The sequence below is a fragment of the Corynebacterium anserum genome (assembly GCF_014262665.1).
In the GTDB taxonomy this organism is placed as follows: domain Bacteria; phylum Actinomycetota; class Actinomycetes; order Mycobacteriales; family Mycobacteriaceae; genus Corynebacterium; species Corynebacterium anserum.
This window is the reverse complement of the sequence record NZ_CP046883.1, coordinates 664717-689207: the sequence shown is the minus strand read 5'-3', so window position 1 is coordinate 689207 and position 24491 is coordinate 664717. Positions and strand designations below refer to the sequence as shown.

The following is a 24491-nucleotide window of genomic DNA, read 5'->3' as shown; positions in this document are numbered from 1 at the left end:
GTGGAGGCAGTAGTCATAGTCCTGAGTGAGAAAATTAGTCGTTTCTGTATAGCGGCGGATAGGTATCACATCAACGTGGCCGGTTGAGCAGAGAACCGAGGTCTACCGAAGGGAGATCCGGCAGCGGAAGTTCGCTCGGAAGATTCTCTATCTCACTGGGCAGTGACGGTTTCTCGGTCATGGAGGGAAGAGGAGGAATCGACGGCAGCAGGGTATTGAGGTCGAGAGACTTGCTCGGTGTGGTCGATTCCGTTGAGCTGGTGGTCTCCGAAGAAGATGTACTCGAGCTCGTGGACTTGTCATCGGGGGACTTGTCCTTCGTACCACTAGCCATAAGGAAAACACCGACACCAATGGCGACGAGGATCAACAGAGGCAGCAGAATCGCAAGTATCTTACCCACCGAAGTTTTCTTTGATTCTTGACGGTATCCCGCCCTGCTGCCGTAGCCCGCTGGAGCGTCATTGGCAACGGTGTTGTCGCCGTATCCTCGCGCCCCATAACCCGAAGCGTATGCATCCCCGTAGGTCTGGTCCAGGCCGTCTTGGTTATAAGAATCATGCCCATAACCGGGTTGTTCATAGCCGTCGCCGTAGCCTGGCTGGCCATAACCGTCGCCGTAGCCAGGCTGGCCATAACCGTCGCCGTAGCCAGGCTGGCCATAGCCTGAATCATATCCACCACTGCCAAAATCCTGGTTATTGTACTGTTCGTACTCCTCAGCACGGTGGTATTCCGGTGGCTTTGGCCCCTTCGGGTTATCAGCAGCCTGTGTCTCGGAATTCTGTCCAGAAACCCTTGTGAAAACCTGGGTGGCATCATCGTCCATCCCGTAGTTATCCGCGCCTTTCCCCTCGTAGGGAGGTGTGTCGTGGTGAGGCGTGGGTTCCGAGGAATTTTCGTTTCCGTTCTTGTGTGTCATCCGAAGACTATCCCTTGAGTTCAGTGAAAAGTTTGTGGGCCGCCCACTGAGCGTAGTGGACATGCTCCGCCCTAGGAAAGCGCAGCTCTGCTCTCTGGTTCTATATCTGGCCCATTAGTTTATCGTCAGCTCCGACAACAGACCTGACAATTACTGTGGGCGTATGCGCGCGTCATTGGGAGGTAGTGACGTATATGGCGCAGAAGGACGTGTACAGAAGGTACTACCGTCCTACGCTGGTAGGCGCGCTTCTACTCCAGGTATGGAATGACGCTGCGGACGTCAATATTCTGCTCGGTTGGACCTCCTTCGGTGAAGGCCACCGCCACGTAGTTATCCGCGATCGATGCAGAAGCGACAATGGGGTCTCCGTATGCCGACCAACCCCACTTTGTACCGGTTACCCCTGGTAGATTCGCGGTTCCCCAATCTTGTCTCGTTCCGTCGGAAGCGATAGGTGCTGCGTCCCGCATCCATCCCAGGATGAGTGAATGAGGTCGTTTTTTCTTCACAGCATTGAGGTATTTCGCTACGTCAGTGGCGGAAGTGAGCGACTGCCCCCATGTTTTTCCTTGTCGTGTGTTGCTCAGCCCGTATTCCTGCGCGATGACGTCGATGGCATAGGGATATTTCTTTATTAGTTTGTTTGCGATGTCATCGTCGGAATAACGGATCATCCGAGCCACATCCTTGACGTTCTTCTTGGGGTTTTTCGTGTGCGTCAGTGCGTAGTCCGCCAAGTAAAGTTTGACAATAGACAAACCGGAACGAGGTTCCGCCGCATTGTCCGTTTTAAGTTCCCCGTGATCGGTAATGACCGCCATCGAGGTTCGGGACGGGATCGTGGAGAGTTCTTCCATTCCCGTGATCTTTTTTGGCGACGCCACTTCCTCCCCTCCCGGCTGTTCCGACCCGACAAACAGCGCTGTGCCATCGTGACTGGCTTCCGGTGATGTCTTGTATGACGCGTCTCCAGAGGAAGAACGAGATGTGGGCTTAGTGTGTGGTGTGCCTGTTGCACGACCAGTTCCTTGCCCTGGTGAAGCATCTGATGAATACGGCGCAGCCATAGCAATGTTGTGTTGCTCAGGTTTCGCGAGTGTAATCGAACCGATGAAACTTCCGATAAGACCAGTGGCCACGAGGATGGAAACAATCGCTGGCTTGCCGTGACTGGCTGGTGCCTCTTTTCCACGTGGCATGGTCATAGCTGCGCTCTACCTTTCCGGTATCAGTACATCGGTGGTTCAGGTTTCACGATCGACCAATTACACGAGACGCCTCGACAGATCGATCGATCACATATGACGCTTCAATCAGCGTGTCGGTCGTCCAAGACGTCGGCCGTCGAGAGATCACAGCAGCTTCGTTGCTCGCTGCGATACCCGACCCGTCCTTCGTGGCAGTATGCTCAACCTCAACATGTCTCAGTACGCTTCGCGCTCTGGCCACGAAGATCAGTTCACTGCGACGTGAATTAAGATACACCGCTAGAGCGAGGAGGAGAACAATACTTCCTCTAGTGTCTCTTGACGGACTGGAGCTAGGTGCCACGCATCCACGCCCACATCGATCTGTCCCGGACCTGCGACAGGCGTTTCTGAGTGAAGATGCCCGTGAACCAGTAACGGGACATTTAAACGCATGTCGTCATGACGAGAGCTCATGCCTTCGTGATCCTGCCCCGGGCGCGGAAAGTGGCTGAGCCAGACTTCTTCTCCCTGCAGAAACATAATTTGCTGAGTCTGTACTGTGTCAAACACTTCAAGGAAACGGCGCTGGCGTTCGGGAGCCTCTTCATGCAAAGGATGACAGGTGTCATGGTTCCCGCTGATGAGATGAACTACCACAGGATCTTCGACATCGTTGCGCAGTGGTTCCAAGGTGGCGTCGAAAAGATCCAGAGCGCGTTCCTCCTGCGGTCCCCAACCAGAGGACAAATCACCAAGCAACCACAAAGTATCGCCTTCCTCGAGAACGTCCAACATATTGCCGAGGAGGGTGCGGTCGTGTTCCTCAACGTCATCAAAACCACGAAGTTTGGCAACAAAAGGGTGACCCAAGTGAAGGTCGCTTGTAAACCATGTGGTGGACATTGAGCTCTCTTTTCGTTGGGGTCCTTAGACGGAGGCGGAGGATCACCATAAATGGTGGATCACGACGAATACGAGGAAAGACTGTGTCTCACCACCCTAGCTGAGATGAAGGCGAAAGATTCCCGAAATAGGAGCGCTCGTGCACATTGGACATCGGCAAGGTTTCCCCGGGGCGTTTCAAACAATGGGACACTTATCCCATATATTGAACATATGATGCATTCAGTGAACCCCGCACACACCGCCCCCACGACCCAAACCTCCAGCAAAGAAGAGCGCTCCGCACACATCGCGGTTTTTACCTTCCCCCTTTTCATTCTCATAGGGGCAGTGATCGCCTTCCTGAAACCCGACCCGTTCGCCCCACTATCCGAATACATCAGCATGATGATCTCAATCATCATGCTCTGTATGGGACTCACCCTGACCTTGCCAGACTTCAGCCTAGTTATTCGACGCCCACTCCCCATCATCATCGGCGTTCTCGCCCAATTCATCATCATGCCTGTGGGGGCCGTTGCCGTCGCCAAACTACTCGGACTCAACCCGATGCTCGCCATCGGCCTGCTCATGCTCGGATCCGTGCCCGGCGGCACCACATCTAACGTTGTGGCTTATCTTTCCCGCGGCGATGTAGCGCTGTCCGTCACCATGACTTCCGTCTCGACTATCCTCTCCCCACTAGTCACACCGATCATCATGCTGACTCTAGCCGGGGAAGAAACACCCGTTAACGGCGCAACCATGGCATGGTCACTCGTACAAACCGTATTACTGCCTGTCATCGGGGGCTTGATCATTCGCGTGGTATTCGACCGCTTAGTCACCGCACTCTTACCGATCCTGCCCTGGCTATCCGTTCTGGCCATTGGTGGCGTAGTGTTCCCTGCCGTGGCAAAGTCCTCCGAGTCTCTCAAACACGTCGGCCTGATTGTCATTCTTGCCGTCATTCTCCATAACCTCATCGGCTATGTTCTGGGCTACCTATCCGCAAAGTTATTCAAGTTCTCCGTCCCTGTAGCTCGCACTACTTCCATCGAAGTTGCAACCCAGTCTGCCGGACTAGCATCCGGCATGTCCGGCAAACTGTGGTCTCCGGAAGCAGCAATCCCAGGTGCCGTCGCTGCTGTATGGCACAACATCTCCGGCGCACTATTTGCTTTCATCGTGCGCCGCATAGATGCTGCAAAGGGTACTCCCGCCACCAAGGCAAACCACCCCGAAACCCCCATCGCCTCCTAGTACGACCCGAAGCCCCCACATCAGAGTGAATGACTACCTCCACAGCCAACAGGATTTCATGCCTCACATAACTCCTACTCGATACCTTCACCTCAACGTCTCTCATGCCATCACCTCAGCATCGCTGATGCCCTTGAGTGTCCTCCACTCAGCGAAGTTCTGTGGACCACGCAAGTCCCAACAAGCAACAAAACGATAAGGCTGTCACGGGTCTTTGCTAGCGTCGAAGGTAATCACACACCAACAGGGAGGGGATCACCATGGCCACAATAGACACCATCAAAGTCAAAGTCGAAAAACTGCTGCGCATGGCCACAGACAGAGAAGGCACCCCCGAAGGAGACGCATTCAGAGACAAAGCATTCGAGCTGATGGCTCACTACGGGGTGGAACGTTCACAGATGCACAGCAACGAACCACACACAGCGATGCATCGCGACGTGGATTTTGCCGGAACATACACTGACATGCAGTTCGAGTTATTTAATTCCCTTGCTTCAGAGCTCCATTGCCAAGCTGTGATGTTTCGAATTCCACGTAGTTCGAAAGTCCAGCACGCAGTAGTATTCGGATGCTCTCACCACGTTGAACGCGTGATGTTGCTTTTCGGCCTACTCAGCCCACAGATGATCCTCGGCGCAACAAAACATGCCCAACTCTCACCGAATCGCCACATTTCTTCCCAGACTCAGAAACGCAGCTGGATGAATGGCTTTATCTCAACGATCGCAACGAGACTCCGCCAGATCGAGAGTCACTATGCCGATGAGTACACTCAAACTGATAGCGCATCAGGTACAGTGACCCCCGGAGCGATAGTCCTGCGCGACGACCGCGATAAGGCCACAAGCCTCGCGGCAGAACACTTTCCCCACCTCAGACGCAGTCGCTCAGCTCGAAGAACATGGGATCCTGACAGTTTCCACCTTGGAGTAACTAAAGGCAATACGATAGATCTCGGACAGACAAAGATGCCTACCGATAAGGAAGCTCTCCCTGCGGGCGGATCAACCACCCAACTCTGACGGATCGAGCACCCAACTGTTTCGCAATATTCTCTGCTCATCCTCTCACCAGTAGTAAAACGTTTGCACTAGCACGAGGTGTCCGACAGGCGCGTCGCTGGACAAAACGTCACGGTCACCACAGAATGTCCCTCATGGCCATAAGACACCGCTAGAGTGATCCACATGCGCATCTTTGGATTCCAGGAATACGGCGGGCCAGAAGTTGTTCAGCACCTCGATGTCCCGCGTCCACAATCACGTGCCCATCACCTCCTCATTGAAATGCGCGCCGCAGGAATCAATCCAGCGGATATCAAAGTCCGCAACGGAGCGCGGCAGAACAAATTCCCAGTAAAATTTCCCATGGCTGTCGGCCGTGAAGCCGCCGGCGTAGTCCTCGAAGCTCCAGCGGACTCGCCATTCCAGCCAGGACAGTTGGTATTCGGTGGAACCGCGACAGGCACTGGTGCTCTCGCCGAATTTGTGCTGCTCGACGCATCCCAAACAGCGCCCATTCCAGCAGGCCTTTCACCAAGTCAAGCCGCCTGTATCCCGGTAGCTTTTGGAACAGCCTGGGACGCTTTACACGAGCTCAACCTCGCCAAAGGCAGCACCCTTCTTGTTCTTGGGGCTGGTGGAGGCGTCGGCTCAGCAGCAGTTCAATTAGCGCAAAGCCTAGATCTCAACGTCGTAGGGGTTGCCAGCTCACAAAAAGAAGAATTTCTCACGAACATGGGAGCCAAGCATGTGGCCTACGACCGAGGAGACTGGTTAGCACAACTCGCACTATCCAGCGATACCTACGCGGGCATTATCGACGCAGCCGGAGGAGATACACTACGCGCTACCTCTTCACTAGTTCCCACCGGAGCTATACGTAGTGCCGCCTCCCCTGCTCTTGCAGAAGAATACGGAGGATCGGGCATCAGACGACGCCGCGAGGGGGAAATCTATAAACAACTCGCTGAGATGATGGCCAATGACGTGATACACGCCAACATCACGCATAGCTACCCTCTAGACAATGCGTCTCTGGCACTCGCAGCAGTAGAAACTGGCCATGCACGAGGCAAAACCGTTGTAACCAACGTATAGAGAAACAGACTTCGGCGGACAATCGGAATCTCACGTCATCGAAATCTCATCACTCATTGGGCACCGACAACTGTCCTATCCAACAAACCCTCGCCCACACCATGCGCAGCACAGGAGAGGAGTGAAGGGATCGTGTTCCCGCGAGGCAGCCAAGAAATGACATCGAGGATCAAGAGAATGAGGAGGTGGCGTGAGAAAAAGAAGAGGCAACTACTCCGAGTCAGTGGATAGGGCAGCCACAAAGGCTTCCTGCGGAACAGACACAGAACCGATGGACTTCATGCGCTTCTTTCCTTCTTTCTGCTTTTCCAGCAGCTTGCGCTTACGGCTGATGTCACCGCCGTAGCACTTGGCCAGAACATCTTTGCGCAGAGCACGAATGTTCTCTCGAGCAATGATCTTGGAACCGATGGCAGCCTGCACCGGCACCTCAAATTGCTGGCGTGGAATCAGCTCCTTGAGCTTCACGGTCATCTTGTTGCCATACCATTGCGCATTATCACGGTGGACGATAGCGCTAAACGCGTCCACCGGGTCACCCTGAAGCAAAATATCCACCTTGACAAGGTCAGATAGTTGATCGCCAGCTTCCTCGTAATTAAGAGAGGCATAGCCTTTAGTACGGGACTTCAACTGATCGAAGAAATCGAAGATTATCTCACCGAGCGGCATGGTGTAGCGCAATTCCACGCGATCCTCCGACAGGTAGTCCATGCCGCCCATCTGACCGCGTTTGGACTGGCACAGCTCCATCGTGGAGCCTAAAAATTCCGATGGCACGATAACGGTCATTTTGACCATCGGTTCATACACTTCTCGGATCTTTCCACCTGGCCAGTCCGATGGATTACGCACTATCTTCTCCGAACCATCTTCCGCGACCACACGGTATACAACCGAAGGCGCTGTCGAAATGAGATCGAGCCCGAACTCGCGCTCCAGACGCGTTCGAGTGATTTCCATGTGTAGCAGGCCAAGGAAGCCGCACCGGAAGCCGAATCCCAAGGCCACCGAGGTCTCCGGTTCAAAAGTCAGCGAAGCATCGTTGAGCTGCAATTTCTCAATAGCTTCACGCAGGTCGGGGTACTGATCTGCAGAGATTGGAAACAGGCCGGAATAAACCATCGGTGTCGGCTCTTCATAGCCCTTCAGTGGCTCCTCAGCACCATTGGCGGCCCACGTGATGGTATCGCCCACCTTGGACTGGCGTACATCTTTGACGCCGGTGATGATGTAACCCACCTCCCCCACGCCAAGCCCTTTAGTCTTCAGTGGTTGCGGTGAAACCACACCGATCTCCAGCGTTTCGTGATTCGCGCCGCTGGACATCATTTGGATCTTCTGGCGTGGCTCCAGTGTGCCATCGATCATTCGGACGTAGGTCACCACACCTCGATAGGTGTCGTAAACAGAATCGAAAATTAATGCTCGAGCGGGCGCCTCAGCGTCACCAACCGGGGCGGGCACTAATTCGCACACTCTGTCCAAAAGTTCTGGAACCCCCTCTCCTGTTTTGCCAGACACCCGCAGCACATCCTCCGGCTCACAGCCAATAATGTGAGCAAGCTCCAAGGAATACTTCTCTGGATCCGCCGCAGGCAGGTCAATCTTGTTGAGAACTGGGATGATCTCCAGGTCATTTTCCATCGCCAGGTATAGATTGGCCAAGGTTTGTGCCTCGATTCCCTGAGCGGCATCAACGAGGAGGATTGCCCCCTCACACGCTTCCAGAGCGCGGGATACTTCGTACGTGAAGTCCACGTGACCAGGAGTATCGATAAGGTGTAACACGAGCTCTTCCCCCTCGTGGGCACCAGAACGGGGAACCCACGGAAGGCGCACGTTCTGCGCCTTAATGGTGATGCCACGTTCCCGCTCGATGTCCATGTTGTCGAGGTATTGATCCCGCATATCGCGGTCTTCGATCACCCCAGACAATTGCAAAATGCGATCTGCCAAGGTGGACTTGCCGTGATCAATGTGGGCAATAATGCAGAAGTTGCGAATACGCGACGGCTCCGTAAAAGTTTCCGTTGCGTAATTCTGCTTCTTGCCTGCCATGTGTAGATCCCTTTCGATGGTCGTTGTTCAGCCTTGAACTCTACTAGAGACGCGACCGTATCTGGGTATCGTTCACGAGAGATGTGTACACACCTTTCTCATCAAAACGGCTAGTATCGTGGCCATGCGCCTGTTCAAGAAATTTCGCAGGTCGGAGGGTAACTCTGCCAGTAACCATCATGACGGTCGAATGTCGCGTTTCCTCCGTCGGAATTTCTCCACGCAGGGAAATTTGGATGAAGGGCTCCAATTACTCAACGAATATCTGGGGCTGACCGCCGCTAACAGTCACCTCACCATGTCCGGAGATGAAACCGTGAAGGCTCCGACACAGGCACATGCGCGAGCGGTAATTTACGCCCCAGATATGGATGGCCAAGCCGACCCTGGAGAAGTGGTATGGGTTAACATCCGCACCCAGAAAAACGGCGAACTAGAGTTGCGTTCCGTATTAATTATCGGCCGCCGGAAGCACACTCTGTTGGGCCTGCTCATCAGTTCAAACGCCGATTTCAATGATTCTCCGAACTGGATTCGCATTGGTTCCGGCCCTTGGGAACAGGAAGGTAACGAGGCTTATATCCGCCTAGATAAAGTGCTTGAAGTCCCTGAATCGGAGATTCAACGCCGAGGCGTCTCGATGCCTGAACGTCGCTACGATCTGATCGCCGCTCGCCTCCGATCCGATTATGGCTGGCACTAGCTTCCCTCCAGCAATAAAGAACTCTCCGCGTTTCTCACTTCTTCCGACGCCACTAATTGGCTTACGCAGCGCATGCTGGTATCTTCATAGTTCGTTCATATCCACGCTCACCCTGGCGTCGTTTTTAGACAAAGGGGAACGGGGGCTTAAGCCGCACGCTGCAGGACCTTGGGCAGCATGTCAGAGAACGCTTAACGCAACGCTCCGCCGGCTGTGGAAGAGCACAAAAATAGACAATCGAGAAAGAGGTATGCCACCGTGGCAAACATCAAGCAGCAGAAGAAGCGTGTCCTCACCAACGAGATCGCACGTCAGCGCAACCAGGCCATCCGCTCCCGTCTTCGTACCGAGGCCAACAAGTTCACTGCTCTCGTTGAGGCCGGTGACAAGGAAGGTGCAGAGGCACAGCTGCGCGTCGCTTCCCGTCTGTACGACAAAGCCGTAACCAAGGGCACCTTGCACCGTAACAACGCGGCGAACAAGAAGTCCGGAATGGCTCAGCGCCTGAACAAGATGGCGTAAGCGCGTTCTTCTCAGATCTCTTCCGCATAGGAAGAACGAAGAACACCATGCTTGGGAATCCCCGCACAACCATCACACCGCTCGTAGAGTGGAGCTAAGTGGATAAATCCGCTAGAGAAGGTTGCGCGGGTTTTTCTTTACACAAAGATCGATAGAGGCCACTCCAAAGGAGAAGTCACGCGATGAACGACCGTTTTCGGTCAGCCCTTCTGGGCACAGCTCTAGGCGATGCATGGGGATATCCCTACCAGGAAGCCCCGCAGCCAGAGAACACACCACTGCCTGAGATTCTCACGATCACTGATGACACGCAGATGACCCTGTCACTCTCTACGGCTATGCGTGAAATCACGACGAATAACATGGGGCGCGATGCCGGCATGCGTGAGATCAGTGAGCAGTTCCTGGATTATCACGCAGACCCTGACTACGACCGCTCCCCCGGGGCGGCCACCACCGAATCTTTGGACCGTCTGGAAGATCTAGGTCCTAGCCACTGGGAGGATGTATCCAGTCATTCTGGTGGCGCTGGAGCGGTAATGCGAGCAGCGGCCAGCGCCCTGTTGGCGCCTGCCGACCAGGGTGTGGGGTGGTCCGTCATGCAGGCTATTCTCACCCACGATTCCGGTATTGCACGAGCAGCGGCAGCCTCCGTGGCAACGATCCTTCTCGCGCCGCGGGAGGCGAACCTGCTGGATGTTGCCGAGGGGCTAGCTGGTGACACCCACTTCGATAATGACCGTCTGCTCACGGATCAGGAGAAAACCCAGATTCTTGAGGATTTCTCCGGCGCGATGATCACCGACGTGTATGGTGCTGCTGTGCCGCTGAGCGAGATCTTCGCCCGCGTCCGGGAGCTGCATAGAATCCTCTCTCCGCGTCTAGAAGAAGGCGACTTCGAAGTGCTCTACGAACGAGCATCGAAATTGATGAAGATCTTCGGTAAAGGCTACGACGCCGGGTCCTGCACCGCCTCAGCGCTACTACTGGCTCAGTTGTATCTTGACCACAAAGATCAATACGCACCCCATGATTTTCTCCACGCCGCGGTGAGCTGGCCGGGTAATCGCAATACGCGAGCCGCGGTTACCGGAGCGATGATCGGTGCTCACTTGGACAGTCCTCAGCGGTGGGAGGATTGCTGTGACTATGAATTCGAGGAGCGTTACGACGCCGCTATCCATTCCGGTGTGTGGCGAGGTTTTAAGAAAACTCCTCTTCCGACGCAGGGTTAAGCACAACTGGTGAGACCTGCCCGTATTCTTGCCCGTATTCTGCAGAGCATTCGCCCGTTGCTCACGGTGTGTTATCCATCACTGCCACGCGTGGTCAGCGGCGTCCCACTGTAAGGCCATGGGTGTTATTCCTAGCGGGTTATTCCTACGTGTCGGCGTCTAGCTACCCCATCCTTCATTACCGTGTGGCTATCTGCTGCCAGGGCGTTGTGCGACCAGCTGAGCAATAGCACGTACGGCTTCTTCCACAGCGTAGTCAACATCAGCTGCTTGCCCCTTCACGCCGGCATCGAGCTTGGCGACGACTTGCACTCCCTGGGCTACGGCGGCTGGCGACCAGGCGCGAGCTAGCCGTAGGGTTTTCTCTAATTTCCAGGGCGGCATGCCGAATTCGCCTGCGTTGCGGCGGGGATCAATACGGCGATTTTCAGCAACCTTGGCAATGTCCGCAACCATACTGCTCAGGGCACTCGCTAGAAGCACTGGCGGCACCCCCAGTTGTATCGCCCGGCGCGCGGAGGCCACAGCGTCGGTCGTCCTCCCTGACACGGCGTATTCCGCGACGTCGAAGCCGCTGACTTCAGCTTTTCCTGAATAGTACTGTTTCACTGCATCAACCGTGACTGCACCGTTCGTATCCGCGACCAGTTGGCTTATGGCGCTGGATAACTCACGGAGATCGGATCCGACAACCTCCACCAGGAATTGCGTCACATCCGGACTCACGCGCACTTTTTTGGAACGAAATTCAGACTCCACGAAGCTCAACAGCTCCCGCCCCTTAAGTTCAGCAGCGGAATTCACCTGAGCGCCCAATTTCGGCCAAGCCTGGACTAGCCTTTTGTTTCTTCCCTTACCCGTGTGCTGGAGAATCAGCACCACGCCTGGAGCTGGATCCACGATGGTAGATTCAATTGCTTCAACGATGTCCTTCGCCACGTCTTCTACTCCCCACACTACGATGATGCGGTGGTCGGCAAACAGGGAGGGACTCAGCAATTCAATGATCTCAGGCGCGGATAAATCGCTCGCCTTGTGCATTTCTACCGGTAATTCTGGGTTGCCGGCGTTACGCCGTGCAGCACGCACCAGTGCGCCTCTTCGCCTCTCGGCAAGGAACTCATCCGCCCCAACGATAAGATTTACAGGTGCTGGAGGCTTGGGGCTATTCATGTTTATTGATCATTCCACATTCTCTCCCACTAATGTGGTGCCGTCCCGACATGGGTAGACGACGGGGATTCCTTCTTGGGTGATGGTTGGCCTGCCATAGGCGCGCCCGCAACTTTTCACCACTATGAGATCCAGTGGTTGGTCATTGTCTTCCATCCACGACGCACTAACCCGGCGCGCTGCGTCGTCATCGTCGACTGTGATCACGGTTTTGGCGCTGACATCTATGTGTGACGGAGCCCATTGAGTTATCTGTTGCTCGTCTAGGCCGCCTTTCACCACGTCGACACCGCACCCCAGGATGATCGCCTGTATCAGCCACGCCCAGCGCCAGATTCGCCATAGGCGCAATCTTTTGAGACTGAATATGACGGTGATCAAAACTATTGCCCATAGAAGCGCCCACCAGAAACCGCCCGGAGTCAGCAACATAGGCAGAGAACTCAGAGTATCCGCCACACTGAGTATCCACCAAGCACAAGGAACCGCAGGAGCGAGGATAATCCCTGCGAAGTAGTGAGGTAGCCCGATACTAGCGAAAAACGCACCCACCGGGGAGGCTAGTAACCCAATCACGGTCACCGGCGCCACCGCTGCACTGACAAGCATGTTCGCCAACAATGCACTCAAAGACACACGGCCTGTCATGAGCACAATCACCGGCGCCGTTACCACATCGGCAGCGATGGTCACGCAGATGAAGCGAATGAACAGAACCTCAGCTTTGGTGGGATCTCGGTGCCACCGATCTGCGCAGTAATGTGTCCACCGTCGTAGAATCCCCAGGGATAACCACGGCGCCAACGCCACAATTCCCGCAGTAGCGACCACAGACAGAACAAACGCATACTGGACTGCCAAACCCGGCGCCACCAAGAGCAACACGATAATCGCCGCGTTCAACGCTGCTAACACATCAGACCAGCGCGCACTGGCCACCGCCACAATTCCCACCCCTCCCATCACAGCGGCGCGGAGAATGCTCGGTTCCGGTCCGACCAGCAAAACGAAACCGATCAAAGCGCACATGGCAGCCCCAACGCGCCACTTGGGTGAGCAACGGAAAAATGACAACATCACCATCGCAGTTCCCACAACGATGGACACATTCGCTCCTGAGACAGCTGTGAGATGTGACAAACCCGTTGCCAAGAATTGGTGGCGCACCTGCGGAGTTTGGCCGCTAATATCTCCCATAACCATACCGGGGATCAGCCCCGCCATATCCCCACCCCACCAATCACTCGCCCAGTTCAATCCTGCACGCAACCAAGCGGTCAGGACCCAAATCCCCTCCGGGCTAGCCTCAGGGTCCCACTCCACTGTTCGTGTCGCGCTGGCTACTACCGGGAGGAACTGTACGCTGTCATCCCAACGAACAGTGGCAGCTACATCCACTAGCTGTCCTGGCTGCACGTCTTCCAGGTTGTGAGCCGCGAAGGTACCACGTGCTCGTTCAGCATTGACAAATAAAGGCACTGTCCCCATATCCGGCAACTTAATGGGGATGAGTATTCTCCCCTCACCGAGCTGTTTGGGCGTTCCCGCGACCGGAAATTCACCGGTGATAGTGAGTTTTTGACCTATCCGCAAAGCGGTGATGGAAGATGTGGTGTCAAGAAGAAAAATTCGCCACCACGCGCACAAACCAACCACAGAGGCTGACACGGATGAAGCAATGACGCTACGTCCCAGTGACCTCCGTCTTTCCTCCCGATCTGCACCACGCACCATCAGCCATCCCACTATGGACAACGCAGCACAGGTAACCGCGGGCCACGGACTCCTCCATGCCACCGTCACTGCCACTACAATCCATACAGCCGCAGCTACTGGGAGCAGCCGTAGATCCTTTCCTCGCCTTCGTCTGATGGCCTCCGGCGAGTGATCGTCGCGATCAGCAGCAATGCTCTGGCTCACGATGCGCGGCCGTTCTAAACGTGGATGGCGCACTTTATCTACCCACTGGTGAGTCCAACGCACCATGCTGCGCGCTCGAGCAGCTCCCCGCGGCTTAGACAGTGACATGGTCTTTCATTGCCTCAAATTTCGCCGGTCCGATGCCTCAAACTTCCATCAGTTGCTCCACGGTAGAAAAGTCCCCGTTCGCTTCCCTCCACTTGATAATCGCCTCCGCTGTTGCTGGCCCCACTCCATCAAGCGTCTGCAGCGTTGTCGCATCTGCCGTGTTGATGTTCACGACATCTCCACCGCTCCCTGCTGCGTTGCCCTCACTCGAGGTGGTCCCTGTACCCCGGCGGGGAGCATTCCTTTCTTCGGCTGAGGGCATTCCCGGCATCACAACTGTGCTGCCTTCGCGGTCGACCACAATCTGCATTCCATCCACTACCACTTCGGCCAGATTGATATGAAGCAACGAGGCATCCGGCAGTTCACCACCTGCTTTCTGAATAACCTCGCCTACACGCGCGGTGCCCGCGATGCTGAGCAATCCTGGCGAGCGGACCATCCCCTGCACACTAACCACTGCGTTCTGTTCACTCGCGTCTGTCTCACCCTCGCCTTTTTGTGCAGCGTTTCCGTTCTTCTCTTCTTGTGTCTCCGACGCCACCTCTCGCTCACCTGGACTGTCACTTTTAGCGCTGTGGTTTGTCATCCCTAGATCACTTCCCCACAGCTGATCTGTGGAGTTTTTCTCTTTTCCACAACTGACCACTAGCGTCACGGCGAGGGCGATTGCCGCGATAATCCCCACAATCGCCCTCGCCGTTATGGGGCCCATCCCCACGCGCCGTTCGAAGTCCACTGGTGATACCTCATGTTCAGGCATGGGTTCCACCAGTGCCTCGATCCTCTGTCGGATCTCAGCCCTCCCCGAATTCTTCGACCAGCGCGTCCCCATGGCGCAAGTAAACACCATGGGCAGACTAGGCGTAGTGCCGGGACAGAGCTGGAAACGTGAAAGCCCCAGGAGGGTGTGGATAACTCATGGGGTGTGAATAAGTAATTTGCCGGTCATGTGCACATGCCTATTTTTGGTTCATGACCAGTGGTTTTATCCAGTTTTTTCCAAGACGTGAACAAAAGCTTGTGACCAGAAGTCTCTTATGTGAGGCCGAAGTTTTAACCGAACGCATTCCACCCACCCAAGAGAAGTTTTATTGGCACGTCTTCTACCCACACTGGAGAGCTTTATCGCACACGCTCTACCAAAACACGGTGGTGACAGCGATGGAACTGGGCCCTGTATGTACCGAAAGCACGTCAGAGATTTGAATCCGCGAAAACTCAACATCGGGAATGGCGATATCTGCTGGATCATAGTGTGTGCCGGCAATACTCTCCATGGATTCTGTTTCATCGCGTTGTGCTACACCGGATGCGTCCACCGCCTGGAAACCCCCGGATCGATCCTTATGATCTCCGCTCTTTCCCTGTTCAGTGCCTACTTTCTGGGCCTTAGCTTTGTCAGTGTGAACCTTATCCGTTTTCGTTTTCTCAGCCTTGACCATGTCCCGAATCCTCGCCTTTTCTTTTGCGAGAATGAGGCGTTCTTTTTTCTTTTCAGATCCATCGGGTATAGCAAACGGACCATCATGCGAAGAAGCGTGAATGCGCAGTTCTTCCACGCGTTCCTGCATCGACGCGATCAACTTTTCTGCAACGTCCACTGCTTCGTTTTCATGGACGGCAACACGGATACGGCGAGGTGATTCTCCCCTCACCGCTGCGCGGGTGGCCTCCTCAATGACCACCTCAGTCACCATATTCACCAACTTATCCATGGCCTTGCCTTGAGTGCGTGTTTTAGCGGCCAAGGCAATACGCCCATCCTCCAACCGGAGAATTGGTTTGATGGCCAACGCAGTCGTCAGCAGGGTTTGGCCAGTTGAGAGCCGGCCACCCTTGCGAATGGCATCCAGTCGATGCACATAGAGCCACAGATTCGACTCGTCAATCACCCGCTGAGCAGCACGGAAACAATCCTCCAGCGACCCACCTGCTTGGGCGATTTCGGCGGCCTTGAGTGCTGCAAAACCGTTAACCATTCCGGCCGTATTTGTATCCATCACACGGACTTTGCCGTCGAAAATGCCTGCAGCAGACACGGCGTTACTCCAGGTGGCAGACAGCTCCTTGGAAAGGTGAATGGCTACCACGCCGGCGTCGCCCCCACGCTCAAGCAGACGAGCGTAACACGCAGTTAATTCTAGAGCCCCGAGCCCAGCCGTGGTTCTGTCTGTGCCTTCGCCGTCGGTGTGCAGATCCAGAACACTCACCTTGGACTGCTCAGCCAACTCTTTTGGCAGACAGGAAGACGAGTCGGTAACGACGTGCACTGTCATGCGAGGTTATCCTCTCCACCTTCATCAGGACTAGCGGTTTGCACTGGAGCTTTGCCCGGAGCTGCAGACATATTCCATCCCTCCAGATGCCAGTGGGGATCTTTCCACCACTGGCGGTCTTTCTTGGGAACATGCGGCACCGTAGAGCCATCGATGGCAGGAGGGCTCATCGTTGCCCCCTCCCCGTAGAACTTCTGCCGCGCCATAAGCTGCGACCAACGCACATTTCCTAGCCCAGAGAACATACTGAAGTGGGAAATGGGCAGTTCCAGCAACTGAGCAGTGAGCGCACCAATAGTTCCGCCGTGGGCGACCATCACCACCATCCCGCGGTCAAAAACATCTGTCTCCATCAGCTCATTGACCAGCGAGTGGGCGCGGGTGGCCACTTCCACGCGAGTTTCTGCATTCGGAGGCGCCCAATTGGGAGCATGGCGCCAGTAAGCTCGCTGACCGGGATAGTTGTGGTCTACCTCTTCATGCGACGCACCCGTCCAGTCACCCAGATCCGTTTCTCGCAAGCGCCTATCAGTCTTGACCTCAAGCCCCCAGGCGTCAGCGAGTATGCGGGCTGTGTCGACGGCGCGGGTGAGATCCGAAGAGTAGACAGCGGAGACATCCCACTCGCCGATCTGCGATGCAACAGACTTCGCCTCAGCAATGCCCTCGGCAGATAAGGGTGTGTCCAATTGCCCTTGCATACGGCCACTTTTGTTGTAGTCGGTCTGCCCGTGGCGAACCAATACCAGACGGCGATTCATGTGATGTCTCACTCTCCTCTCATCACTATGCAGCAGTCCACGTCATCCATCACACCCACAACCATAATCAGCCAAGGGGGACGAACAGGGGTTCTTCGCTCTTCCTACAGTTCGTCCACATCAGGGGTGGGGCCAGCTAGTGGCAGGTCATCCACGCTGGTAGCTTCCAGGACGTCAACCTCCGTGTCTTCGTCCCAGTTGGTTCCTCGATCAATCTGTTCCACACCATCAACTGCAATCTGAGGAGCATCGCGCCACAAACGATCCAGGGCGTAGAACTCACGTTCCTGAGCACGTTGCACGTGAACCACCACGCTACCGTAATCCAGCAGTACCCAATGTCCGTCACCTCGGCCTTCTCGGCGTAGAGGTTTCTCGCCCAACTCGCTGAGCGCATCTTCCACTTCATCAACAATGGAATTGACCATGCGCTCGTTGTCGCCAGAAGCCACAACAAAGCAGTCAGTGATCGCCAAACGATCAGAGACATCAATCACCAGAATATCTTCGGCCAGCTTGTCCGATGCGGCACGTGCTGCTGCAGATGCCAGTGCAATGGACTCAGAAGTCGCAGTCAAAAATGAACCTTTCACCAAGCACGGTTTATGCGTTAAAACACAAATAGCCTACCGGTGTTTGTGCAGTTAATCCATGCGCGTGCCCAATCCATGCGCGTGCCTATTGCACATACATGCGGTGCTTGGCTATGTATTGCACCACCCCATCGGGTACGAGATACCACACAGGACGACCAGCTGCAGCTCTCTCTCGACAGTTTGTGGAACTAATCGCCATCGCCGGAATTTCCACAAGGCTCAGCCGCCCCTCATCCATCTCTCGTTGAAGGGGATGTTCGCTGCTGCCCACCCCGTGCCCGGGGAGCTCGTACCCCGGCCGAGTCACGCCCACAAAGTGCGCGAGATCGAACATGGACTCCCAGTCGCGCCACGTCACAATCTTGTTCAATGCATCAGCTCCCGTGATGAAGAACAGTTCTGCACCCGGATACTCGGCCCGTATGTCTGCCAACGTGTCAATAGTGTAGGTATCTCCACCCCGATCTATATCGGCTCGGGAAACCTCGAAACGGGGGTTGGATGCCGTAGCAATGACTGTCATCAGATAGCGATCTTCCGCCGAAGATACTGAGCGATCCTTCTTCTGCCATGGCTGACCTGTCGGTACATACACCACCACGTCTAGATCAAACATGTCGGCAACTTCGCTTCCTGCGACTAAGTGACCGTTGTGGATGGGGTCGAATGTGCCTCCCATTATTCCCACCCGCGTCGGCCGCGAGTTACCGTTAGTTGTTGAAACCATGGTGGCAATTCTAGGTGAAACACTGTCGAGGTCTATGAGTCATGTCCCGTCAACCAACCTCCCCGGTCACATCCTCTAAGTCTTCGCACAGGGAGCGTCCGGGTACCTCCACTCGCCGCCGTAAGCGTCAGTCACGCGGCAATGCATGGGTGCCCAATCAACACGGCGCATGGGCGATGCTTATCATGCCCATGTTCGTCGGCGTGATTTTGGGTCTGCTGTTGAGTCCTGCTGCCCCGGGAACTCCGGAGCGTTTTAAGGTGTATGCACTCATGGCGGCAATCGCAGTGATGTGGCTCTTCGGCTATTTCGCTTTCTACGCTTTCGGGTTGTGGCATAAGACCCGTAGCAAGCAGCGCAAAAAAGAATATCGCGCACCGCTTGTTGTCTACGGTGCTATCACTGTCATCGCTGGGTTGTCCGCCCTTGCTATGAATTGGCAGATGCTGTGGTGGGTTCCCATATTTCTTCCCCTGGTCGTTTGGGCATTCGTGGAAGTTATTCGACGTCACCCCCGCTCCCTATCCAGTGGAGTGTCCACTACGGTGGCGAGTTCTCTCATGATTCCGGTCATGGTCTCGGCTGCTGTCCAGGGACCGCCAGGCTTCTTCTTCTACGCTCCGGCACAGCTGATCATCGCGACGCTGTGCGTCGCGCTGTACTTTGTCGGAACGATCCCTTACGTCAAGACGTTAATCCGTGAAAAAGGTAATCCGTCCTACGTAAAATTCTCGGTGATCTACCACTTCATCGCCCTCATCGTGGTGTCCATCATGTGTGTGCCGCTTCTTATTTTGGGCGTCTTTTGGCCTAGCGCGTTGATATTTATCCTCACTATGGCGTGGTGCCTCTACAGAGCATGGCGAGTTCCAGCGTTGGCTGCAAACAACCCACGCGCGTGGACTCCCAAGCGCGTGGGTATGCGGGAAATATGGCCCACTCTCACGTTGGCCGTGGGCTGCGTAGCCATTGCATTTTTCTAGGACGTCAGTGTGATCTCCATCCGCACCGCAGCGTAGTTATATTGCACTACGCCCGCGTACCTATTGCGCCACAGCGTAGTTAACGCGCCATGTCATAGAGCTACCGCACCGCAGTTCAGCTCCGGGCAGAAAACGTTTCCCCTCAGAAATGCTTACCCATACCTTTTATGGGCGGGCATGACCTTCGCCATTGAGAACCCATTTGGTGGAGGTCAATTCTGGCAGAGCCATCGGCCCGCGCGCGTGCAACTTCTGGGTGGAGATGCCGATCTCTGCCCCGAATCCAAACATTTCTCCATCGGTCCACGCAGTAGATGCGTTAATGGCCAGTGTGGAAGAGTCCACGAATTTCTCGAAGTAATTAATCACTCCGTAATCGGTGGCAGAAATACCCTCGGTGTGGCCAGAAGAGTACTGAGTAATGTGCTTTACTGCCTCTTCGACACCATCAACGATCTTCGCCGCGATGTCCATACTCAGATATTCGTCACTCCAGTCCTCTTCCTCCGCCTGAATAACATCGCCAATCAAGTCATCCAGCTCAGACTTGTCACCGTGAATGGTCACCCCAGCATCCTGCAGCGCCTTGAGCACTCGGGTTTTGTCATTGTTGCTGAGAGCGGCGTCGAGAAGAACAACCTCCGTGGCATTGCACACAGAAACGCGGCGAGTCTTACCATTCACCACCAAGTCAATGGCTTCATCGAGGTTGGCGGACTTGTCAATGTAGAAATGACAGTTGCCCGTACCGGTTTCGATGGCAGGGACAGTAGCCCCCATGACCACGGCGTTAATCAACCCTGCTCCACCACGGGGAATAACCACATCAACCAAGCCGCGCGCAGTGATGAGATCGTGCACGGAATCATGCGACTGGCATGGCAAGAGTTGCACAATCTCTCGCGGATGACCATGCTTCTCGGCGGTATCTTGCAATATCTCAACCAGTTTTTCATTGGTAAAGCGCGCCGACTTCGAGCCGCGCAGCAACGGCACGTTACCGGATTTGATGGCAAGACCAAAGGCATCAACCGTGACATTAGGGCGAGCCTCATAGACCATCCCCATCACACCGAGTGGCACACGTACCTGCTTCATGCGCAAACCGTTGGGACGAGTGTATCCCCGGACAATCTCACCCACCGGATCTGGCAAACCAACCACCTGACGCAGGCCACCAGCAATGCCTGTAATACGCTGCTCATCCAAGGCCAACCGATCCAGGAGAGAATCCGCGAAACCGCACTCGCGGCCAGCCCTCAGATCCTTTTCATTAGCCTCAATAATGGCAGCGGACTGAGACTCGAGCGCATCGGCCGCGGCGTTGAGCAGTTCATTTTTCTGCTCGGTGCTCAAAATGGTGGTCTGACTAACTTCCTTAGCTTTGCGAGCCTTGGATAATACCTCATCTCGCTCGGCTTGACGTTCGGGGGTCAGATCTTCAGGAAAATTCGCATTGGGGTTTGACATGCCACTCAACTGTACCGACTTTTAACACACACCTAAAGCAATCTGAGTGTGCACATCTCAAGTCACTACACGCCACGCACCTCAACCGCTCGGCATACACCGGAGTCACCCTCTAGCCTGGTAACTGAGCCCGGTTGGAGTAAGTGGACAGATAATCAGCATGCACCACCGGCCGGCGGGCAAAATCAGGCAACTGGCTGGTCGGACGGCCTATCATGCCATCCAACATCGCGGAATCATAATTCACTTCTCCGCGGCCAACGAGTTCACCATCGGCACCCACGATGTCCACAATGTCCCCCTGTGAAAAATCGCCCTCGACGCGGGTAATCCCCACTGCCAATAGGGATTTACGGCTCTGAGTCACGGCCGCCACTGCACCCTCGTCAAGGTGCAATCGCCCCGAAGCGTCAGCCGCATACAGTACCCAGAATTTCCAGGCGGAAAGACGATCTTCCTGCGGCCAGAAACACGTCCCCACCTGGGCATCATCCAGCGCCGCACCAATATTGTCCATGGAGGTCAGCAGTACAGGCACGCCCGCGCGAGAAGCCAAGCGAGCAGCGGATACTTTTGCGGCCATGCCACCGGTTCCTAAGCGCCCCCCATCACCGGCTATCACACCCATGAGATCCTTGCCAGACTTCACCTCCGGAACAAACTGAGCGCCAGGTTCTGCCGGGTTGCGGTCAAACAATCCATCCACGTCAGACAACAAAACCAATGCATCGGCAAAAGCCAAGTGGCTGACTAAGGCAGCGAGTCGATCATTGTCACCGAACCGCATATCGACGGTGGCCACCGTATCATTCTCATTCACAATTGGAACGGCCTTAAGCTGGCGTAGGCGATCAATAGTGCGCTGCGCATTACGAGCGCGATCACGAACGCCGGCGTCGGATGCAGTGAGAAGAACCTGGCCAATGGTGCGGCCATAACGGGCGAAACTGCGCGCCCATTCCTGCGCTAAAAGAACCTGTCCCACGGACGCAGCTGCCTGTTTAGTCGCCAGATCCGTAGGACGCTGAGCCAATTCCAAAGGCCCCATGCCGCAGGCCACGGCACCAGAAGACACGACGATGACATCAGACCCACGATCCATGCGAGCTTCGAGGGCATCGGCAATAATGTCAATGCGCCGCGGATCCACATGGCCGTTCTCATCCGTCAAGGAGGAGGATCCGATTTTCACCACAATACGGCGTGCCCGAGCTATATCCTCACGGTAACGGGATTCATGCCCCATCGCTGGATGATCCTCTGGGATCTCAGGATCTGGAAACTCAATGGTGGTTGCGGGTACCACCGGACCCGGCTGGTGAACCGGACGGCTCCCATAGCTGGCGACTGTATTGATCGGTTCCGAGACTTCTTCTGGCCCCGAGTAAGTCAATGCAGCTGACACACTAGAAGCGGGATTCTGGTCATCGGACTGTGCAATGTGGTCGTCGTTTTTCCCAGTTGGCATGAGTACTAGTATGCCAGCATCACCTGTATTCCGTAGCACCCCGCCATCCCTCTAGCCCTCCCAGCGCTCAGTGGAGGCCTCCTCACCATCGCCATAATCAAATTCATCGATCAAACCGCGACGAGCTTGGGAAGCACGCTTGCGCTGCTCAGCGGTCGCACGGTGGTTCTGAACAAGACGGTTGTCCGTGCCACGGCTGCTCGGTGTCATATCTACACCGGCTGCGGTCTGCGGATCCCATTCGAACGTGATGTCCCCAATGGTGACCTCAGACCCTTCCTGAGCACCGGCTTTCCACAGTTCGTCTTCTACGCCCGCTTTCGCCAAACGATCCGCCAGGAATCCCACTGCTTCGTCATTGTCAAAGTCGGTCTGTAGAATCCATCGCTCGAGTTTTTCCCCTGTGACGATGAATGCATCATCACTGTGAGGATCGCGTCGCACCTCAAATTCCGCAAAGTGGCCACCACGGCTGTTCTTTCGCAACCCCTTCGGGGTAATGACCTGTGGAGGACGCGACGCCACGGGATGATTCTTGCGATGTTGCTTCACAATGTCCGCTAAAGCATATTTAAGCTCCTGCAATCCCTGGTGAGCGACCGTAGAAATACGGAAAATGGGCCACCCAAACTCTTTGAGCTCTTCTTCCTGCAGATCTGCCATCTCAGCGGCATCAGGTACATCCATCTTGTTCAAAATGATGACCCGAGGACGGTCGCGTAGATCACCCAAACCAGAGTCAGTAGCCAACTCAGATTGATAGTTGGCCAGTTCATTCTCCAGGGCACGAATATCATCCACCGGATTGCGCTCAGCTTCCAAGCAGGCCGCGTCCACCACGTGAGCCAGCACAGCGGTGCGTTCAATGTGGCGCAAGAAATCGAGTCCGAGACCCTTGCCTTCAGACGCGCCGGGGATCAGACCTGGAACATCAGCCATTGTGAATACTTCATTCCCCACAGTGACCACACCGAGATTCGGGGCCAGAGTAGTAAATGGGTAGTCTGCGATCTTCGGCTTCGCCGCAGACAGCACTGAGATCAGAGAAGATTTACCGGCGGAGGGGAATCCCACCAAGCCCACGTCCGCCATTGACTTCAGCTCAAGAACGATATCCTTTGCTTCGCCTGGCTCACCTAACAAGGCAAAACCCGGCGCCTTACGGCTTTTGGAAACCAATGACGCGTTGCCGAGGCCGCCATGTCCTCCAGACGCGACAATCATGCGGGTGCCGATTCCGGTGAGGTCTGCCAACACCTCGCCTTTATCATCAAGCACGACCGTGCCTTCTGGCACGGGAAGGATACGATCCTCCCCGCGCGCTCCATGTCGGTTATCCCCGGCCCCATTATTTCCACGCTGAGCCTTGATGTGCGGGTGGAAGTGGAAGTCAAGGAGAGTGTGAACCTGGGGGGAGACTTCGAGCACGATGTCTCCCCCATGCCCACCGTTGCCCCCATCTGGCCCACCGAGCGGAACAAATTTCTCACGGTGAACGGATGCACAGCCATGGCCGCCGTCTCCGGCCTGCAAGTGCAGCACCACACGGTCAACAAACTGTGGCATATGGAGTGTTCCTTTCCATTGAATCTTTTGTGAGATGGGACTGTCACACGTGTTCTGAATCTTTGTGAAATAGGACTGTCACACGTGTTCCTTTTATTGCGCGTCGTCCTTAGCCATTTTCTCTTTGTTCATCGTCTCACTCGTCACTATTCTCCAGTTTCCTCAGAGAATAATTTGAGCGAGCGGAGATACACAAAGCCGCCAGCAGGGTGTCCCACTGGCGGCGTGTCAAAGCGTGGAAGCTTGTTGGGCTTGGGTGAAGCTTTAAACAGCCTCGTTCTCCACGATGTTTACAGTGCGGCGGTTGCGCTTAATGGAGAATTTCACAGCGCCTGGCTTCAGGGCGAACAAAGTATCGTCCCCACCGCGGCCAACGTTCTCACCTGGGTGGAATGCGGTGCCGCGCTGACGGATAAGAATCTCGCCTGCCTTAACCTGCTGGCCGCCAAAGCGCTTCACACCGAGACGCTTGGACTCGGAGTCACGGCCGTTGTTGGAGCTAGATGCACCCTTCTTGTGTGCCATTAGTCTCTCCCTCCTTCAGGAAGATTACGTGT

The 24491-nt window shown here is 55.2% G+C and carries 22 protein-coding genes; 7 read left to right on the top strand and 15 right to left on the bottom strand.

Features of this window, described 5'->3' with window-relative positions; genetic code table 11:
- Nucleotides 1-70: 70 nt before the first annotated feature.
- The 3 genes from GP473_RS02835 to GP473_RS02825 all read right to left on the bottom strand — a co-directional run bounded on the left by GP473_RS02835 (nucleotide 71) and on the right by GP473_RS02825 (nucleotide 3018).
- Nucleotides 71-922, bottom strand: coding sequence for a hypothetical protein (locus GP473_RS02835; protein ID WP_186277324.1), 852 nt, complete (start codon nucleotides 920-922; stop codon nucleotides 71-73).
- Nucleotides 923-1173: 251 nt separating this feature from the next.
- Nucleotides 1174-2130, bottom strand: a complete 957-nt coding sequence (locus GP473_RS02830) for a hypothetical protein (RefSeq protein ID WP_185769304.1) — start codon at nucleotides 2128-2130, stop codon at nucleotides 1174-1176.
- Nucleotides 2131-2412: 282 nt separating this feature from the next.
- A complete protein-coding gene (locus GP473_RS02825) occupies nucleotides 2413-3018 on the bottom strand; it encodes a metallophosphoesterase (protein ID WP_186277107.1) in 606 nt (201 codons plus the stop codon).
- A 216-nt stretch (nucleotides 3019-3234) separates the two neighbouring features.
- Between GP473_RS02825 and GP473_RS02820 the strand changes: the two genes are divergently transcribed.
- The 3 genes from GP473_RS02820 (at nucleotide 3235) to GP473_RS02810 (ending at nucleotide 6362) form a co-directional block, all read left to right on the top strand.
- Nucleotides 3235-4260, top strand: a complete 1026-nt coding sequence (locus tag GP473_RS02820; RefSeq protein ID WP_425488596.1) for a bile acid:sodium symporter family protein — start codon at nucleotides 3235-3237, stop codon at nucleotides 4258-4260.
- 260 nt (nucleotides 4261-4520) lie between these two features.
- Nucleotides 4521-5285, top strand: a complete 765-nt coding sequence (locus tag GP473_RS02815) for a DUF2786 domain-containing protein (protein WP_186277105.1) — start codon at nucleotides 4521-4523, stop codon at nucleotides 5283-5285.
- 165 nt (nucleotides 5286-5450) lie between these two features.
- Complete coding sequence (locus GP473_RS02810) at nucleotides 5451-6362, top strand: NADP-dependent oxidoreductase (RefSeq protein WP_186277104.1); 912 nt, start codon at nucleotides 5451-5453, stop codon at nucleotides 6360-6362.
- A gap of 210 nt (nucleotides 6363-6572) precedes the next feature.
- Here the strand turns inward: GP473_RS02810 and lepA are convergent, their stop codons facing one another.
- Nucleotides 6573-8423 carry a translation elongation factor 4 gene (gene lepA, locus GP473_RS02805; RefSeq protein ID WP_185769300.1) on the bottom strand — a complete coding sequence of 617 codons (1851 nt, stop codon included), beginning with the start codon at nucleotides 8421-8423 and terminating at the stop codon, nucleotides 6573-6575.
- A gap of 124 nt (nucleotides 8424-8547) precedes the next feature.
- Between lepA and GP473_RS02800 the strand changes: the two genes are divergently transcribed.
- The 3 genes from GP473_RS02800 to GP473_RS02790 all read left to right on the top strand — a co-directional run bounded on the left by GP473_RS02800 (nucleotide 8548) and on the right by GP473_RS02790 (nucleotide 10883).
- Nucleotides 8548-9126 (top strand): type II toxin-antitoxin system PemK/MazF family toxin, encoded by a 579-nt coding sequence (locus GP473_RS02800; protein ID WP_185769299.1) that lies wholly within the window; start codon nucleotides 8548-8550, stop codon nucleotides 9124-9126.
- Nucleotides 9127-9384: 258 nt separating this feature from the next.
- Nucleotides 9385-9648 (top strand): 30S ribosomal protein S20, encoded by a 264-nt coding sequence (rpsT, locus tag GP473_RS02795; protein ID WP_185769298.1) that lies wholly within the window; start codon nucleotides 9385-9387, stop codon nucleotides 9646-9648.
- 182 nt (nucleotides 9649-9830) lie between these two features.
- A complete protein-coding gene (locus tag GP473_RS02790; protein ID WP_186277103.1) occupies nucleotides 9831-10883 on the top strand; it encodes an ADP-ribosylglycohydrolase family protein in 1053 nt (350 codons plus the stop codon).
- 189 nt (nucleotides 10884-11072) lie between these two features.
- Here GP473_RS02790 and holA read toward each other — a convergent pair whose 3' ends face one another.
- The 7 genes from holA to nadD form a co-directional block, all read right to left on the bottom strand.
- Entirely contained in the window at nucleotides 11073-12056 is a 984-nt protein-coding gene (gene holA / locus GP473_RS02785) for a DNA polymerase III subunit delta (protein ID WP_186277102.1), read from the bottom strand.
- Nucleotides 12057-12065: 9 nt separating this feature from the next.
- The gene (locus GP473_RS02780) at nucleotides 12066-14084 is read right to left on the bottom strand and encodes a ComEC/Rec2 family competence protein (protein WP_186277101.1); all 2019 of its coding nucleotides are present in this window, start codon (nucleotides 14082-14084) and stop codon (nucleotides 12066-12068) included.
- Between the two features lie 37 nt (nucleotides 14085-14121).
- The gene (locus GP473_RS02775) at nucleotides 14122-14847 is read right to left on the bottom strand and encodes a ComEA family DNA-binding protein (protein WP_186277100.1); all 726 of its coding nucleotides are present in this window, start codon (nucleotides 14845-14847) and stop codon (nucleotides 14122-14124) included.
- A 376-nt stretch (nucleotides 14848-15223) separates the two neighbouring features.
- Nucleotides 15224-16363 (bottom strand): DegV family protein, encoded by a 1140-nt coding sequence (locus GP473_RS02770; protein ID WP_186277099.1) that lies wholly within the window; start codon nucleotides 16361-16363, stop codon nucleotides 15224-15226.
- The gene (locus tag GP473_RS02765; RefSeq protein ID WP_185769293.1) at nucleotides 16360-17124 is read right to left on the bottom strand and encodes a histidine phosphatase family protein; all 765 of its coding nucleotides are present in this window, start codon (nucleotides 17122-17124) and stop codon (nucleotides 16360-16362) included. Before GP473_RS02765 ends, GP473_RS02770 begins: the two co-directional genes overlap by 4 nt.
- 104 nt (nucleotides 17125-17228) lie before the next feature.
- On the bottom strand, nucleotides 17229-17702 hold the full coding sequence (gene rsfS / locus GP473_RS02760) for a ribosome silencing factor (protein WP_186277098.1): 474 nt from the start codon (nucleotides 17700-17702) through the stop codon (nucleotides 17229-17231).
- A 100-nt stretch (nucleotides 17703-17802) separates the two neighbouring features.
- Nucleotides 17803-18447, bottom strand: a complete 645-nt coding sequence (nadD, locus tag GP473_RS02755) for a nicotinate-nucleotide adenylyltransferase (RefSeq protein WP_186277097.1) — start codon at nucleotides 18445-18447, stop codon at nucleotides 17803-17805.
- A 41-nt stretch (nucleotides 18448-18488) separates the two neighbouring features.
- Between nadD and GP473_RS02750 the strand changes: the two genes are divergently transcribed.
- The gene (locus tag GP473_RS02750) at nucleotides 18489-19430 is read left to right on the top strand and encodes a YwiC-like family protein (RefSeq protein ID WP_186277096.1); all 942 of its coding nucleotides are present in this window, start codon (nucleotides 18489-18491) and stop codon (nucleotides 19428-19430) included.
- A 165-nt stretch (nucleotides 19431-19595) separates the two neighbouring features.
- Here the strand turns inward: GP473_RS02750 and GP473_RS02745 are convergent, their stop codons facing one another.
- The 4 genes from GP473_RS02745 to rpmA all read right to left on the bottom strand — a co-directional run bounded on the left by GP473_RS02745 (nucleotide 19596) and on the right by rpmA (nucleotide 24459).
- Entirely contained in the window at nucleotides 19596-20900 is a 1305-nt protein-coding gene (locus tag GP473_RS02745; protein WP_186277095.1) for a glutamate-5-semialdehyde dehydrogenase, read from the bottom strand.
- Nucleotides 20901-21012: 112 nt separating this feature from the next.
- A complete protein-coding gene (gene proB / locus GP473_RS02740; RefSeq protein ID WP_246394953.1) occupies nucleotides 21013-22146 on the bottom strand; it encodes a glutamate 5-kinase in 1134 nt (377 codons plus the stop codon).
- A gap of 273 nt (nucleotides 22147-22419) precedes the next feature.
- The gene (obgE, locus tag GP473_RS02735) at nucleotides 22420-23934 is read right to left on the bottom strand and encodes a GTPase ObgE (protein WP_186277094.1); all 1515 of its coding nucleotides are present in this window, start codon (nucleotides 23932-23934) and stop codon (nucleotides 22420-22422) included.
- Nucleotides 23935-24198: 264 nt separating this feature from the next.
- Entirely contained in the window at nucleotides 24199-24459 is a 261-nt protein-coding gene (rpmA, locus tag GP473_RS02730) for a 50S ribosomal protein L27 (RefSeq protein WP_185769286.1), read from the bottom strand.
- Nucleotides 24460-24491: the final 32 nt, after the last annotated feature.

Coding starts and splice junctions, on each gene's coding strand:
- proB (WP_246394953.1), bottom strand. CDS start 22,146: ATGGGGCATGAATCCCGTTACCGTGAGGATATAGCTCGGGCACGCCGT.
- rpmA (WP_185769286.1), bottom strand. CDS start 24,459: ATGGCACACAAGAAGGGTGCATCTAGCTCCAACAACGGCCGTGACTCC.
- GP473_RS02770 (WP_186277099.1), bottom strand. CDS start 16,363: ATGACAGTGCACGTCGTTACCGACTCGTCTTCCTGTCTGCCAAAAGAG.
- GP473_RS02745 (WP_186277095.1), bottom strand. CDS start 20,900: ATGTCAAACCCCAATGCGAATTTTCCTGAAGATCTGACCCCCGAACGT.
- GP473_RS02830 (WP_185769304.1), bottom strand. CDS start 2,130: ATGACCATGCCACGTGGAAAAGAGGCACCAGCCAGTCACGGCAAGCCA.
- GP473_RS02750 (WP_186277096.1), top strand. CDS start 18,489: ATGTCCCGTCAACCAACCTCCCCGGTCACATCCTCTAAGTCTTCGCAC.
- nadD (WP_186277097.1), bottom strand. CDS start 18,447: ATGGTTTCAACAACTAACGGTAACTCGCGGCCGACGCGGGTGGGAATA.
- GP473_RS02815 (WP_186277105.1), top strand. CDS start 4,521: ATGGCCACAATAGACACCATCAAAGTCAAAGTCGAAAAACTGCTGCGC.
- GP473_RS02835 (WP_186277324.1), bottom strand. CDS start 922: ATGACACACAAGAACGGAAACGAAAATTCCTCGGAACCCACGCCTCAC.
- GP473_RS02825 (WP_186277107.1), bottom strand. CDS start 3,018: ATGTCCACCACATGGTTTACAAGCGACCTTCACTTGGGTCACCCTTTT.
- obgE (WP_186277094.1), bottom strand. CDS start 23,934: ATGCCACAGTTTGTTGACCGTGTGGTGCTGCACTTGCAGGCCGGAGAC.
- GP473_RS02765 (WP_185769293.1), bottom strand. CDS start 17,124: ATGAATCGCCGTCTGGTATTGGTTCGCCACGGGCAGACCGACTACAAC.
- GP473_RS02775 (WP_186277100.1), bottom strand. CDS start 14,847: ATGCCTGAACATGAGGTATCACCAGTGGACTTCGAACGGCGCGTGGGG.
- GP473_RS02790 (WP_186277103.1), top strand. CDS start 9,831: ATGAACGACCGTTTTCGGTCAGCCCTTCTGGGCACAGCTCTAGGCGAT.
- GP473_RS02810 (WP_186277104.1), top strand. CDS start 5,451: ATGCGCATCTTTGGATTCCAGGAATACGGCGGGCCAGAAGTTGTTCAG.
- holA (WP_186277102.1), bottom strand. CDS start 12,056: ATGAATAGCCCCAAGCCTCCAGCACCTGTAAATCTTATCGTTGGGGCG.
- GP473_RS02780 (WP_186277101.1), bottom strand. CDS start 14,084: ATGTCACTGTCTAAGCCGCGGGGAGCTGCTCGAGCGCGCAGCATGGTG.
- GP473_RS02820 (WP_425488596.1), top strand. CDS start 3,235: ATGCATTCAGTGAACCCCGCACACACCGCCCCCACGACCCAAACCTCC.
- lepA (WP_185769300.1), bottom strand. CDS start 8,423: ATGGCAGGCAAGAAGCAGAATTACGCAACGGAAACTTTTACGGAGCCG.
- GP473_RS02800 (WP_185769299.1), top strand. CDS start 8,548: ATGCGCCTGTTCAAGAAATTTCGCAGGTCGGAGGGTAACTCTGCCAGT.